The organism is Serratia sp. FS14, from assembly GCF_000695995.1.
Classification (GTDB): Bacteria; Pseudomonadota; Gammaproteobacteria; order Enterobacterales; family Enterobacteriaceae; genus Serratia; species Serratia nematodiphila.
Genome location: NZ_CP005927.1, coordinates 2,113,558 through 2,126,788, shown reverse-complemented (window position 1 = coordinate 2,126,788; position 13,231 = coordinate 2,113,558). Strand labels below are relative to the sequence as shown.

Here is a 13,231-nt window from a genome sequence, read left to right as displayed (position 1 = left end):
ACCCGGGCTGTTCCGGGCCGATGCAGGCTAGTGGTCCAGATAGAGGTAATGCAGCCAGCTGGTCATGCGCAGCAGCACTTTGCGCATCACGGAGACGTGCTCGAAGTGCCCGGTATAGACCGCCGCCTGGGCGCTCACGCCGTCGGGCAGATGATCCAGATCCGGGTTGGCTGCCAGATCGATCATCACGTACACCCCTTCCCGGCCCGGCGTGGCGCTCAGGCCCTGCAGTGCGCCGCTGGCCTGGTAGCTGCCGTCCGGTATCGCCGGCAATACCCGGCTCACGGTGCCGCCATAAACCTGTCCCGGCAAGCCGTTGAACACCACCTCAGCCTGATCCCCCTGCGCCAGGCGCAGGATGGCGTTCTGGCGGAATACCGCCACCACCTGGCGCTTTTGCTGCGGGATAAAGATCATCACCGGTTTGAACGGCAAGCGAACCGCCGCCGTGCCCGGCCGTGCCAGCACCTGCGTGACATAGCCATCGCTCGGCGCACGCACCACCGTTTGTTCCAGGTTGTAACGCGCTTCGGCTATTTGCGATTTCAGGCTGGCTATCGTGGCGTCTTCGCCGCCATAGCGCCCGGACAACCGCGCCTGTTCCTGTTGGAACTGGGCTTTCGCCGCCTGCAGCGCGGCGGATTGCGCCTGATACTGCTGCTGCGCATGGCTGACGTCCTGCTCCGAAAACGGATTGACCGGCATGGCCGCCCCTTTCGCGTAGCGCTGGTAATCCTTACGGGCACGCTCGTATTCCGCGTTCGCCCGCTGCACGTTGGCAGCGGACTCGCTGAGCGCCGCCCGGCGCGTTCTGATCTCCGCCTCTGCTCCGGCCAAGTCAGCCTCCAGCCTGGTGAGCCGCGCGCGGTAGCGGCTGTCGTCGAGCCGGAACAGCACCTCGCCTTTGCGCAGCAGCACGTTGGTTTTCTCCGTCACCTCAACGATCATGCCCGAGACCTGCGGCACCATCGGCACCGACACGGCAATTTTCTGCGCCCGATCGCTGTACGGATGGTTGTAGTTCATCGTCAGAATCAACGCGCCGACGATAACGATCCCGCCGAGTACGGCGGTCGGCACGGTCCATTTGTTGACCGGAATGCGGAACAGTTTAAATACGCCGTAGCTCAGCGCCACGTAGCTGAGAATAATAAGTAAATCCATAGGCTACGCTCAACTCACCGTGGGGCCGGGAACCGCCGTCGGCTTTTCCTGCAGGCGTTGCAATTCCGCTTCGAGCAGTGCGATGCGCGCCTGCAGATCCGTTGAGGATTCCGGCCTTTCACTCATGCCCCAGCCGCGTTCCGGCCGATAGAGCGTCGCCCAGATCCACAGCAGCGGCCAAATGGCGTGCAGCGTAAACAGGCTGACCCAACCGGCAACGTGAATCGCATCCTGATGCGGGTGCCGGCGCTTTTTCGCCAGCAAATAAGGAATGTCATGAATAATAATGACGCCGTAGAATAATATCAGGAATACCGCAATCAGTACGCCTAACGCAAAATAGTTAAAAAACATGTAAAGTCCTGGTTGAGAATAATGGAAATAAATAATCTCTATAGCGTGTTATATTGTCTGATGTCGTTGGCGATGGTATCGATGGCGTTCTTCACGTCGGTGACTTTCAGCTGTGCTTTCTCATTATTAAGATTTTCTCCCGAAGCCTTACGCACCACTTTAATCACCGGCTGGTTGGTCGCGGCATCGATAAACTCGCCTTCCATATAAACCGCGCTCTCCATGGTGCGGTGCCCGGTTACGCTTTGCGTGGCGGCGATCAGCAGCGTGATTGGCAAGACTTCATAGACCTGCAGCCCTTTCTTCTGCGTGTCGATCGCCGTGATGGCGCCGCGGAAGATCAGCGTATGCTCGCGCGGCATGTCCACCAGCGTAAAGTGGGTGCCCATCGCCTGTTTAAACTGCTGGTTGGTGTAATTCAGGATATTGTCGAGCGCGCGTTGGCTGACCATTTCGCTCGGTTTCGGCCGCGGGAAATAGATCATCGGTTGATACACCAGATATTGATAACGGGAAAAATCGACGCTCTGATCTTTCCAATATAAAACGTCTTTACCGGACGCGGATTGGCCTTTGTTAATATCGTTATAATTGGTCAGAAAGGTCGAGTATTTTTCTTTTTCGGTCACGGCGGACGAGCACGCGGCCAATAATAACAGCGCAGGTAAAATCACCGTTCTTGTTACTTTCATTGACGGATTTCTCTTTATTTATGTGGATAGCAAATAATCAAATCGAATGATACCCACCCGCCCGTGATAAGTCATATGACAATGCCGCCAAAGATGTATATCATTTTTGATATACATACTCATACGAGCCAGCCAGTGAAAGAGAAAGACTTCCGTATTGAAGAGCTCAGGATTGTAAGCGTCATCGCCGAAACGGCGAGCGTCAGCAAAGCGGCGCAGCTGCTGGATATGCCGCAGTCCAACGTGTCGCGCGCCCTCACCGCGCTGGAGCGGCGGCTGGGTCTGGAGCTGTTCTTGCGCGGCCCGCGCACTCTGTCACTGACCGAGTTCGGCGAACAATTCTTGCGCCGCGCCTCGCAGTTGCTGAACGAGCATAGCGATCTGCTCGATATGGCCGGCACCTATAAGCGCAGTATGAGCGGCATGGTCACGCTCGGCGCGCCGATAGGCATCCACGCTTTCCTGGCCAGCTATTTGCTGCCGCCGCTGCTGCACGCTGCGCCGGCGCTGACTGTCGATCTGGTGACCCGCAACCCCGACGAACGTGAGAAAAAATATGGCGCAGTATTCGACAGCGACTGCGATTTGCTGATCAGCTTTTTCCAGCCGCAAAACGAAAGCCTGATCGCCAGGCCCTTTACCCGTTTTCGCGTCGGGCTGTTCGCCGCGCCGGATTACATCGCCCGCATGCCGTTGAAGGAGCTGGATGAACTGTCGCAGCATCGCTGCATTACCTTGCGTATGCTGGGCGGCATCCGCAATACCTGGAGCGGCTACAGTGCACAGGGGGAGTTGGTGCAGGTCGAGATCAACGGCGCCAGCGTCTGCGATAACATTCTGCCGGCGATCGAGCTGGCCAAACAGGGCCTGGGCATCGTCTACGCCCCGTATTATTCCGTGGCCGCCGAGCTGGATGCCGGCACACTGCAGCCTTGCCTGGCGCGCGAGCGCGGCATCGATATGCAGGCCTACCTGATCTACCGCCGGCGAGGCGTGTTGCCGCACCGCGTGCAGGTGACGATGGACAGCATCATGGAAAGTGTCAAACTGCACGCGCACCGGCTGATGTAACCAAGAAAAACCCCGCCGCAGCGGGGTTGAACGCCTCACATCAGCGCAAAATACCTCAACGCCCCTCTTTCTCCCCCAGGAAGAAATACCACAGCGGAATGGAAAGCAGCAGGGTGAACACCAGCGTATACAGCAGCACCATCAGGCTCTGCATGATCACCATCTGCGCGCTCCAGTCACCGATCGGCAGTTGAAACTGTTCGACGGTGCCGCCGAGGATCGCCCGGCCCATCACGCAGCCAACCGCCACCGCCACCGTCGCCACCGCCGCGCGGAACTTGCGCACCTCGGCGCGGCGGGCGGCCGCTTCCGGCGTTTCGTCCCGAAGGCCTTGCCGCTGGCCGCGCCAGCGCCCTACATCCACCAGCAGCAACGCCGCGAGGCTCACGCCCATCACCGGCAGACAATAACCCAGCGCCGCTGCCACCAGCAGCGTGACGGCGCGCGCCGGCAGGGAAAGCGCCAGCCAGGCGGCGACCAACGTCAGCACCGGATGCTGCGCCCCCGCCGCCGGGCGGCGCAGCCACCACATGCGGTAACCCAACACGATCGTCAGGCACAGCCCAAGGCCAAACGCCGCCAGCAGCAGCTGATTCGGCAAGCCGAACAGAATACCCATGTGGGCATCGATACCCCAGCGGGTCAGCTTGGCGATGAGCGGGAAGGTGTCGAACCGCACCTGGTCGACGACGGCGAAGCTCTGCGGCGCGATGGCGACCGCGTCCACCTGCGTCGGCCAGCTGCGATCCACTTCGGTCACCGTCCAGGCTTTGCCCTCGCCTTTCGGCTGGCGCAGCTCGACCTTGGCGGCGTCGATCCCGGCGGCGCGCGCGGCGTGCAGCGCCCGATCCCAATCACCGTTCAGCGCATTGGCCTGTGCGGCAGGGGTCATCTTCATGCCCGGCATCATACCGCGGTGCTCGGCGTGCGGATCGGCCGGCGTCTGCGGCGCATCGGCCTGCAGGCTGGCGTTGACCTGCGGCGTCAGCCAGCCCAGGTTGGCCCGCAGCGCGTCGATGTTGCCGCCGGCCCACTGCGACCAAGTCAGCCCGGTGGCCGAGAAGAACAGCAGCCCGGCCAGCAGCGCTACGCCCAGCGTGATATGCCACTGGCGATTGGCGGCGAAACGCCCTTTTGCCCTTTTCAGCTTGCGCTTCGGCCGCGTCGCCAGCCACAGCGCCACGCCGCCCAGCGCGGCCACCCACAGCCAGGAAGCCGCCAGCTCGCTGTAATTGCGGCCCAGGTCGCCGAGCAGCAGGCTGCTGTGCAGCTTATCCAGCCAGGTGCGCAGCGGCAACACGCCGGAGGTGCCGTACACCGTCATATCGCCCTTGATCGCCAGGGTGTAAGGATCGACAAACAGCGCGCGCGACTCGGAAGCGCCCAGATCGGCTCCCACGAACTGTACGCGCGTGGTATCCGTCACGCCGGGCGCCGGGCGCACGGCGTAAATGCGCGTCTCGGCACCCGCCACGCGGCGGGCGGCGGCGATTTGGTCGGCCAGCGATCTCGCCTGTCCGTGCGGTTCGGTGAAAAGCGCATCGCGATACAGCGCCTCTTCAAGCTGCGGGGTTAGCACATACAGCGTGCCGGTCAGTGCGGCGACCAGAATAAAAGGGGCAACCAGCAGGCCGATATAAAAATGCAGCCGTCTGATCAGGTTCAGCATCGCGCCACGCGGCGATGCGGCAGGTGGAGTTTTGGTTATTGAAGACATGGCCTTTCTCGTTTTTCAAACTGTGTGCGCAGGCAAACCGTCCGCAGCGATACGGACGGCGTGACCCATGATCAAGCAATAAGGAAAAACGGCTGGCCGGGCGGCCCGCGCGGGCTCGGCCGCAGGGCAAGGCGCCGAATGGGCGGGGGGACGATGCGCGGAGCGCAAGGCAGGCGCGCAATACGCGCCATCAGCCACAGCAGCGGGACGAATGTCCACAGCAGCAGCGGCACGTGGATCAGCAGCTCACAATAGCCGCAGAAAATCATCTCCGCCGGGTCCATGCCGTGGTGGCCGGCATGCTCGGCGGCGGGCATCGCCATCCCGTGCATCTCATGCGGCATGGCGGCTGCTGGCTGCGCCATGCCGCCCATCATCTGATGGTGCATCAGCGATTTCGACACCACCGGCGCCACAAACAGCAACAGCACCGCCATAATGGCGATGCAGGCGGTAAAGCGTTGCGGTAGCTGGCGTGGCACTCTCATCGCGCGGCGAATTAACCCGGTCGGTGGCGAACAAGCGGCCAGTGTAACCCGCGATGCGCGATGAGGTGAATGAAAAGTCAGGTTTGTCTTACACGGCGGCGACGATCACAGCACCCGCGAATAGACCCGCGAGGTCTCGCCCCAGGGGTGATACCCAAGCCCGTTATAAACGAAACCGCTGCGCTCGTAGTAACCCTCCAGATCGGTGCACAGATGCAGCTGCGGGAAGCCCAACCGGCGGGTTTCCGCCGCCACATGCTCAATCAGTTTGGCGCCGCAGCCCCGGCCGCGCTGCGTTTCTTCTACGTAGAGCGCACACAGCCAGGGATACAATTCCCCACGGCTGATAAAGTCGTTGGTAATCAGCCCCGCACAGCCGAGGATCTGGTCATTTGCCATCAGCAGGTACCACTGCGGCAGCGGGTTGGCGGCGCCGAGGCTGCGGTTGATAGCGTCTTCATACATCATCAGCGTCTCTGCCGTGGCCCAGTGCCGCTGAAAATATGCAATGGCGCGCGGCGCCAGCTCGGGCGCTTGCCGCACCGAAATCATGTCCATCGTCATTCCCGTTATTCATGTTGTCAGCGTAGAATTATGCAGCAATATGCAGAGTATGGCAGCGGCATTCCGCCGCCGTCATTCATCCCAAGGAGTCATCATGACGCAAAACATCTATGACAATCAGGCCTTCTTCGACGGCTACGCGCAGCTCAGCCGCTCGCAGCACGGCCTGGACGGCGCGCCGGAATGGCCCGCCATCCGCCGCATCCTGCCGGACTTGCAGGGAAAAAGCGTGGTCGATCTCGGCTGCGGCTACGGCTGGTTTTGCCGCAGCGCGCGCGAACAGGGCGCAGCCAGCGTGCTGGGGCTGGACGTCTCGGAAAAGATGCTGGCCAAGGCGCGGGAGATGACCGCCGACGCGGGCATCGAGTACCGCCGGCAAGATTTGGCGCAGCTGCAGCTGCCGCCGGAAAGTTACGATCTGGTCTACAGCTCGCTGACGCTGCACTACCTCGAGGATCTGGCCGCGCTGTTCGCCACGGTTTACGCCGCGCTGAAACCCAGCGGGCAGTTCATCTTCACCGCCGAGCACCCGATCTACACCGCCCCGGCGCAGCAGGGCTGGCTGACCGACGGCAACGGGCAGAAATCCTGGCCGGTCAACGGCTACCAGCGGGAAGGCCAGCGCGTCTCCAACTGGCTGGCGGAAGGCGTCATCAAGCAGCACCGCACGCTCGGCAGCTATATCAACCCGCTGGCGCAGCAAGGATTTATCATCCAGCATTTGAACGAATGGGGCCCCAGCGCGCAGCAAATCGCCGCTACCCCGGCGCTGGACGAAGAGCAGGAACGCCCGATGATCTTCATTCTCGCCGCCCGCAAACCCGCCTGATGCTTGCCTGATTCACCTGCAGTACACCATTAACACCGCCAAATTTGGGGAGGCCGCCTCCCCCCAACGTTACTCACCAATCGGCAGATACCCCTGCCACAGCGGCCGGGCCGGTTTGCCGTGCGGGTTGGCCCGCAGATGAACGTGATACCCCTGCAACGCCTGCAGCAGCAGGCAGTCATCCACCTCGGCCAGGTCATCCTTGTGCTGCTGCGCGCTGTCGGTCAGCAGCACTCGTTTGGCTTTCTCCTTCGCCTCGTCGGCGGAGCGCGCCACGAACAGGCCGAACTGGTGCAGTTCCGCCAGCTCATCGCTGCGGTAACCGCCCACGTTAACAAAAAACAGCTTCTCTTCACCGGCGAACGGCGCGGGCTCCAGGCTCACGTCGTAACCGTCCGCCCAGTCGATGCGCGCATAGCCGTCGACATGCACCTTGCGCTTATCGCCGAACCACTTTTCGCGCAGCAGTGGATACGCCTCATCCGGCCGATCCGCCGCCGCGAACTGCACGTCGTGCAACTCAATATTGGCGCCCGGCGCCGTACCGCCCACATAAAACATCAATAATCCCGGCATGTTAGTCTGCTCTCCCTGGTGATAATCGCTGTATAAGTTAATACATAACGAAACATCTGCCAACGGTAGCGCCATTCTGTGTTATCAATAGGTGAGGTTTAATCTGTTGTGGAGGAACGCATGGCATTCAATATCGGTGATTTTGTACAACGCACCACCGGCGGCCCAAAGATGACCGTGATGGCGATCGACGGCGAAACCCTGGTTTGCAGCTGGAATGAACTGGGTAAAGAGCAGCGCACGGAGGTGCAGGCCAGCGAGGTGGCGCTGTACCATGAAGACGGCGATTTCGGCGTCTGCTGAACGCTCGGGGCGCGCGCCGCGCCCCGTTATCGCCTCAGGCGCGAATGTCCTGATAGGCTGGCGTGGTATCAAACTCATGCTTGGCGAACGGGCACAGCGGAATGATTTTGCGCTGCTCCGCGCGCATTTTCTCCACCACCAGCGCCACCAGCTTTTTGCCGACGCCCTGCCCCTTCAATGACTCATCCACCCAGGTGTGATCGATAATGGTCAGCTTGTCACCGCTCGGCACGAAAGAGATCTCGGCGATCAGCTTGCCTTGCTCATCATTGATATAAAAACGCTTGTCGTCTGCCAAGATTTTATGATCCATATTATTTCTCCCTATATTTCAGTGCGCCGCTGGGGCAGCTGTCGATAACGCGTTTCACCTCGGCCGGCTCGGCATTGTCCGGCATAATCCACGGGCGGCGATTCAAGGTAAAAATAGCCGCGTTGCCATGCACGCAGTTGGCGGAATGGCGGCAAACTGCACTGTTAAAATAAACGTCAATCTTATCACCGGAATAACGGCGGTAACCGGCGGCGGTCAATTCCTCATCCATCACGACCTCACATTGCCTGTTTTATTGTTTTTGCTCCAGGCTCAAGTATAGGCAATGTCGCCGGCTTCACCACGCATCTCGCTCAACGAAAAAAGTGGCGCAACCGCCCGTCGCCGCTAGAAAAAACGTAAATTGTTCTAATCTTTATACAGTAAGACAACATAATTCCGACAGTGGCTAAGGAGTTCGAAATGGGTGATAGCTCAAAAGACGGCGTAATTCTGCTGTCCCGCATATTGCTGATGATTCTGTTTATCATTTTCGGTTGGATGAAACTGGTCAACTTCGGTGCGACCGTCACGGCGATGGAAGGTTACGGCACGCCGATGCCTTATTTGGCGGCGATCGTTGCCGTGGTGGTGGAGTTTATTTTCGGCATCGCGCTTATTCTCGGCCTGTTTACTCGCCCTATCGCGGTCATTTTCGCCCTCTATGTTTTGGGCACCGCGTTTATCGGCCATCCATTCTGGAAAATGACCGGTATGGAAATGATGGGCAACGAAATCAACTTCTTTAAAAACATCAGCATCATTGGTGGTTTGCTGTTGCTGGCGGTGACCGGCGCCGGCCGTTATTCGCTGGACTATAAAATATTTAATAAATAATTCATCGATGGCCGGCGATATTCGCCGGCCATTTTATTTCGGCAATCCTTTCAACGGCTGCGCTTGGCGTGGCGCTCAAAGTTTTCCGCCCTGGCCTGCGCCGATTTACGCAGCGTGACGTAGCAGGCGCCCTCGCCGCCGTCGCGCGGTAAGGCGCGGCAAAACGCCTGCACCTGTTCAAACTGCGCCAGCCATTTGGCGACGTAACTGCGCACGATATTCGGATGGCTGTCGTTCTGCCGCCCGCGGCCATGCACGATCAGCAGCGAACGCAGGTTTTGCGCCTCCGCCTGCACGATGAAGCGAAACAGCGCCTGCCGGCTGGCTTCAACCGGCTGACGCAGCAGGTTCAGCGACGCCTGCGGCGGGTAACGCCCGTTGCGCAGCTTGTCCAGCACGCCCTGCTGAATGCCTTCCCCTTTGAACTCCAGCGGCTGTTCGCAGGGGATCACCTCGAGAAAATCGGTGCTGAGGAAGTTTTCCTGCCGCAGCCGCTGTGCTTCGCGCCGCGCGCTTTTGTCCACCGTCTCCTGCGGCCGGAGGTGCAACGTCTGCCGCCCGTTCGCCAGCGGCACCACGTCCGCCATCGCCTGTTCAAAAAAGTCTTTTTCCTGCTCGCTCATGTTCCACCTCTCTTGAACGGCAGCCTTTACGGCCGGGAATGGGGTCGATTGTAAGACGCCTTGCCACGGTTGCAAGCCGGGAATTGTCAGCGGCATGTGTCTCATTTGTCGTCAACGGGTGAGCTTGCGAACAGTTTTCGCTATACTGCTAAGCCATCATTGAGTGCCGCAAAGGATCGAGCCCATGACAATGCGCGAGCTGGAAATCCAGTTTCAAAATGCGATGAATGAGTTGCAGAGCAGCTTCGAACGGCAACACCGCGAATGGCAGCAGAGCTACCAGGCGCTGCAGCAACTGCTGGAAGAAGCCAAACAGCGCGAAGCCGCGCTGCGGGCGCAGAATGAACAACTGGCGCGCAAACTGAGCACCGCCAGTTCGGTGCCGGAACAACATGCGCTGGTGAAGCAGATCAAAATGCTTGGCGCCCATCTCGACGCGTTGGCCAAAGACGCGGCCACCTTTAACCACCATCTGCGCCAGCAGAGCGCGGTCGGTAATTTCAGCGGCGAACAGCATTGATAGCGGGCGCTGTCGCACAGCGCCTCTCCCTCTTCTGGCGTATTGAGAGTGTAATAAAGCCTAAATGACCTGGATCATCCTCGCCGTCCTGATCGTCGTATTTATTATCGGTTACCGCATTCTGACGTCCGACACCCGCAAAGCCATCGATTCGCTGGCCCATCTGCTGAGGGTCAAACCGATGCTGATCGAATCGATGATCCAGGAAATGGGCGGCCGCCAAAGCCAGACCTTTATCCGCATGCTGAACAACGGCTACACCGAAGAGATGCACCAGGCCGCTTACCTGCTGTTCATCTATCTGACGTTCATCAAACAGGCGGACGACGAACAGATTGCCCTGTGGCGCGACGTGCTGCTGCGCGCCGGGCTGTCGCCGGAGCTGCACGCCGAGCACACCGAAGCGGCGCTGTTTTACTTCGCCGAGCTGGATATCGATGCATTTGAACTGGCGCAGTTCCGCCGCGCCTACAATGAGCGTTTCAACCGCGAAGCGTTGGCCCACGGCTGATCGCGTCCCCCGGGCGGGGGACCGATTACAGGAACATGCTGTAGAGGTAGCGCGACAGCGCTTCGCGCGAGCTGAAGCCGTGTGCGATGCCGTAACGCAGGTTCGGGGCGTCGCTGCTTAAATCCAGGGGAAACTCCAGATACTGCTCGCTGGTGCGCACCGGGGAGGTCGGCGTGGCGAAATGCACGCTTCTCTCTTTCAACGCCGGGTGGATCACCAATGCGGTTCTGCCCATCCGCGCTTCGCGATTCACATACACATAATGCGTACCCTTGCGGTAGCCATAGGCCTGATCGGTGACATAATCACGCTCAAAGCCGGTATTCTCCAACACTTTAGCCACTTCATCCGGCCGTAAATACATCGATTCCTCCTCTCATTCTGGACCGCTGAGCGACCTTACCGTAATCATTCACCGAAACAACGATTTTCTGGGGAGGAATCCGGGTTTCGGACTATTCCTGAATCAGCGCCGGCTGCGCTGCAGCAGACGCAGGGTGAGCAGCACCCCGATCGCCACCAGCAGTGCCGCCGCCAGATAGATCGACGGCACGCCCGCCTGCCCAATCAGCAGCCCGGCCAGCGGGCCGGTGATGCCCAACGCCAGGTCGAGGAACGCCGAATCAGTGCCGAGCGCCGTGCCCTGGTTCTGCGGCGGCACCTGTTTCACCGCCTCAACGCCCAGCGCCGGGAACACCAGCGAAAAACCGGCGCCGGCCAGCAACGCGCCGGTTTGCACCATCCAGGGTTCGCCGGCCTGCCAGATCAACAGCAGCCCGACGATCTCGACCAGAAACGATGCCAGCGTCACCTTCAACCCGCCGTGGCGGTTGATGACGTTGCTGAAGATCAGGCGGATGCCGACGAAGGCGCAGCTGAACAGCGTCAGCGAAAACGCCGCGCCGCTCCAGCCCTTGTCGGCGTAGTAAAGGGTGATGAACGTGGCGATGACGCCGAAGCCGACGGTGCCCATCGCCAGCCCGAGACCATAGGCCCAGATGCGGCCGAACACCGCGCTGAAGGCGATGCGCTGCCCGGCGGCGATCGAGACGTCCGGCTTGCCGCTCGCCAACAGCAGCGCCACCGCGACCGCCAGCACGATCAGCGCCGCCACCCCGGCCAAGCCCCACTGCTGATTCAGGTACACGCCGAGCGGCGCGCCGGCCGCCATCGCCCCGTAGGTGGCGACGCCGTTCCAGGAAATCACCCGTGCGGTGTGCATCGCCCCGACCCGGCCGATGCCCCACAGCGTGGAACCGGTGCTGGCGAAGCTTTCGCCGACGCCGAGAAACACCCGCCCCACGCACAGAAACAGCAGGCTGAGCCACGGATAACCGTCAACGCCAAACGCCAGCGCGTAAAACAGCCCGCTGGCGCCGCAGCACGTCAGGCCGAACAGCACCACCTTCTTCGGCCCCAGCTGATCGGCGTAGCGCCCGGCATGCGGGCGGCTGAACAGCGTGGCGAAGTACTGCGCGCTGATGATAAGGCCCGCCAGCACCGAGTTGTAGCCCAGGTGGTCATGCACAAATCCCGGCAGCACCGCCAGCGGCAGGCCAATGGTCAGGTAGCAGACGAAGGTGAACATCACCACGGACAGAATGCGTCGGTTCAGCTGGAAGTTATTTTCTGCGGTCATCGAAGGTGGCTCGCATCGGACGAGGTAGACGAAGCCCTCCAGCATACCCCGATGAGATTTGATGATAAATGAGAGAGTGATAACGAATTATTATTTCGCTAACGGTTTGCCGCCACCCGCACGCGCAGAAAATCGATAAACGCCCGCACCTTCTCCGGCACATGGCGGGTATTCGGGTAGAGCGCATAGATGCTCTGCTCGGGGAAACGGTGATCCGGCAGCAACCGCTGCAGCCTGCCGGTGTCGATCTCGGGCTGCGCCAGCCACGCCGGCAGCAGCGCCACCCCGCCGCCATGCAGGGCGAACGCCAGCAATGCCGCAGCGCTGTCGCCGGTGAGCATCGCGGCGTCCGCGACCTTGAACAGCACCGCTTCGCGCTGCGGCGTGACCACCTGCCAGCTGAGGGGCGAACTGAGCCGGCTGTGGGCGATCCACTGCGCCTGCGCCAGATCCGTCAGCGAATGGATCGGCCGGTCGGCCAGATAATCCGACGCCGCCACCGGAAAAATGGCGAAGCTGTCGATCAAGGCCGCGCGGTGGCTGGAATCCGCCAGCTGGCCCAGGCGGATCGCCACGTCGAAGCGCTCCGAAATCAGATCGGCATGATAAGAAGAAGAGACATGCTGGATGCGCAGGCGCGGATGCTGGCGCGAAAACGCCGCCAGCGCCGGCGCCACCACCTGCGCGCCGTACTCCGGCGTGCTGGTGATGCGCAGCACGCCGCTCAGCCCATGATGATCGCGGCGCACGTCGTCCAGCACGTTCTCCGCCTCCTGCAACAGCTGCAGGCTGCGCTGGTAGAAGCGTTCGCCGGCATCGGTCAGCGATAATCGGCGGGTGCTGCGCGCCAGCAGTGACACCCCCAGTTCGTTCTCCAGCTGCTTGACGTTAAAGCTCACCACCGCCTTGGTTTGCCCCAGCGCCGCCGCCGCTGCGGTAAAGCTGCCCGCCTCCACCACCGCCGCGAAGATCGCCAGGCGCTGCAAATTCAGCATTTCGCCGCCCTTATTGTCAAAATCATTTTGACAGT

General features: G+C 60.7%; 19 protein-coding genes. 6 read left to right on the top strand and 13 right to left on the bottom strand.

The window, feature by feature from the left end:
* Positions 1 to 27 precede the first annotated feature (27 nt).
* The 3 genes from L085_RS09615 to L085_RS09605 are packed head-to-tail and all read right to left on the bottom strand — an operon-like array spanning position 28 to position 2,210.
* A complete protein-coding gene (locus L085_RS09615) occupies positions 28 to 1,164 on the bottom strand; it encodes an HlyD family secretion protein (RefSeq protein WP_044030636.1) in 1,137 nt (378 codons plus the stop codon).
* 9 nt (positions 1,165 to 1,173) lie between these two features.
* A complete protein-coding gene (locus L085_RS09610) occupies positions 1,174 to 1,518 on the bottom strand; it encodes a DUF3302 domain-containing protein (RefSeq protein WP_044030635.1) in 345 nt (114 codons plus the stop codon).
* Positions 1,519 to 1,556: 38 nt separating this feature from the next.
* On the bottom strand, positions 1,557 to 2,210 hold the full coding sequence (locus L085_RS09605; protein WP_004929005.1) for a DUF3313 domain-containing protein: 654 nt from the start codon (positions 2,208 to 2,210) through the stop codon (positions 1,557 to 1,559).
* A 135-nt stretch (positions 2,211 to 2,345) separates the two neighbouring features.
* Here L085_RS09605 and L085_RS09600 point away from each other — a divergent pair, with 135 nt between their 5' ends.
* Positions 2,346 to 3,281, top strand: coding sequence for a LysR family transcriptional regulator (locus L085_RS09600; RefSeq protein WP_044031992.1), 936 nt, complete (start codon positions 2,346 to 2,348; stop codon positions 3,279 to 3,281).
* Between the two features lie 55 nt (positions 3,282 to 3,336).
* Here the strand turns inward: L085_RS09600 and L085_RS09595 are convergent, their stop codons facing one another.
* From L085_RS09595 to L085_RS09585, 3 genes are all read right to left on the bottom strand, one after another.
* On the bottom strand, positions 3,337 to 4,998 hold the full coding sequence (locus L085_RS09595; protein WP_044030634.1) for a DUF2534 family protein: 1,662 nt from the start codon (positions 4,996 to 4,998) through the stop codon (positions 3,337 to 3,339).
* A 71-nt stretch (positions 4,999 to 5,069) separates the two neighbouring features.
* Positions 5,070 to 5,486, bottom strand: a complete 417-nt coding sequence (locus L085_RS09590; protein WP_226988584.1) for a DUF2946 domain-containing protein — start codon at positions 5,484 to 5,486, stop codon at positions 5,070 to 5,072.
* A gap of 105 nt (positions 5,487 to 5,591) precedes the next feature.
* Entirely contained in the window at positions 5,592 to 6,044 is a 453-nt protein-coding gene (locus L085_RS09585) for a GNAT family N-acetyltransferase (protein WP_081835544.1), read from the bottom strand.
* 100 nt (positions 6,045 to 6,144) lie between these two features.
* Here L085_RS09585 and L085_RS09580 point away from each other — a divergent pair, with 100 nt between their 5' ends.
* Complete coding sequence (locus L085_RS09580; RefSeq protein WP_044030631.1) at positions 6,145 to 6,879, top strand: methyltransferase domain-containing protein; 735 nt, start codon at positions 6,145 to 6,147, stop codon at positions 6,877 to 6,879.
* Positions 6,880 to 6,948: 69 nt separating this feature from the next.
* Here the strand turns inward: L085_RS09580 and L085_RS09575 are convergent, their stop codons facing one another.
* On the bottom strand, positions 6,949 to 7,455 hold the full coding sequence (locus L085_RS09575; protein ID WP_004928988.1) for a DUF1543 domain-containing protein: 507 nt from the start codon (positions 7,453 to 7,455) through the stop codon (positions 6,949 to 6,951).
* 120 nt (positions 7,456 to 7,575) lie between these two features.
* Here L085_RS09575 and L085_RS09570 point away from each other — a divergent pair, with 120 nt between their 5' ends.
* Entirely contained in the window at positions 7,576 to 7,758 is a 183-nt protein-coding gene (locus tag L085_RS09570; protein ID WP_004928985.1) for a DUF2158 domain-containing protein, read from the top strand.
* A gap of 34 nt (positions 7,759 to 7,792) precedes the next feature.
* Here L085_RS09570 and L085_RS09565 read toward each other — a convergent pair whose 3' ends face one another.
* Together L085_RS09565 and L085_RS09560 are read right to left on the bottom strand one after the other, a co-directional pair.
* Complete coding sequence (locus L085_RS09565; RefSeq protein ID WP_004928983.1) at positions 7,793 to 8,071, bottom strand: GNAT family N-acetyltransferase; 279 nt, start codon at positions 8,069 to 8,071, stop codon at positions 7,793 to 7,795.
* Position 8,072: 1 nt separating this feature from the next.
* Positions 8,073 to 8,303, bottom strand: a complete 231-nt coding sequence (locus L085_RS09560) for a (4Fe-4S)-binding protein (protein WP_044030630.1) — start codon at positions 8,301 to 8,303, stop codon at positions 8,073 to 8,075.
* Positions 8,304 to 8,494: 191 nt separating this feature from the next.
* Between L085_RS09560 and L085_RS09555 the strand changes: the two genes are divergently transcribed.
* Positions 8,495 to 8,908: a DoxX family protein gene (locus L085_RS09555; RefSeq protein ID WP_004928980.1), complete on the top strand. Its 414-nt coding sequence runs from the start codon at positions 8,495 to 8,497 to the stop codon at positions 8,906 to 8,908.
* Positions 8,909 to 8,958: 50 nt separating this feature from the next.
* Here L085_RS09555 and smrA read toward each other — a convergent pair whose 3' ends face one another.
* Positions 8,959 to 9,531 carry a DNA endonuclease SmrA gene (gene smrA, locus L085_RS09550; RefSeq protein WP_015378857.1) on the bottom strand — a complete coding sequence of 191 codons (573 nt, stop codon included), beginning with the start codon at positions 9,529 to 9,531 and terminating at the stop codon, positions 8,959 to 8,961.
* Between the two features lie 184 nt (positions 9,532 to 9,715).
* Here smrA and L085_RS09545 point away from each other — a divergent pair, with 184 nt between their 5' ends.
* Positions 9,716 to 10,051 (top strand): MbeD/MobD family mobilization/exclusion protein, encoded by a 336-nt coding sequence (locus L085_RS09545; protein WP_004928976.1) that lies wholly within the window; start codon positions 9,716 to 9,718, stop codon positions 10,049 to 10,051.
* 64 nt (positions 10,052 to 10,115) lie between these two features.
* Positions 10,116 to 10,562, top strand: a complete 447-nt coding sequence (locus L085_RS09540; protein ID WP_004928974.1) for a DUF1198 family protein — start codon at positions 10,116 to 10,118, stop codon at positions 10,560 to 10,562.
* Positions 10,563 to 10,587: 25 nt separating this feature from the next.
* Here L085_RS09540 and L085_RS09535 read toward each other — a convergent pair whose 3' ends face one another.
* The 3 genes from L085_RS09535 to L085_RS09525 all read right to left on the bottom strand — a co-directional run bounded on the left by L085_RS09535 (position 10,588) and on the right by L085_RS09525 (position 13,196).
* On the bottom strand, positions 10,588 to 10,926 hold the full coding sequence (locus L085_RS09535; RefSeq protein ID WP_004928971.1) for a DUF2002 family protein: 339 nt from the start codon (positions 10,924 to 10,926) through the stop codon (positions 10,588 to 10,590).
* 102 nt (positions 10,927 to 11,028) lie between these two features.
* Positions 11,029 to 12,201: an MFS transporter gene (locus L085_RS09530; protein ID WP_044030629.1), complete on the bottom strand. Its 1,173-nt coding sequence runs from the start codon at positions 12,199 to 12,201 to the stop codon at positions 11,029 to 11,031.
* Positions 12,202 to 12,299: 98 nt separating this feature from the next.
* Positions 12,300 to 13,196 (bottom strand): LysR family transcriptional regulator, encoded by an 897-nt coding sequence (locus L085_RS09525; RefSeq protein ID WP_044030628.1) that lies wholly within the window; start codon positions 13,194 to 13,196, stop codon positions 12,300 to 12,302.
* Positions 13,197 to 13,231 lie beyond the last annotated feature (35 nt).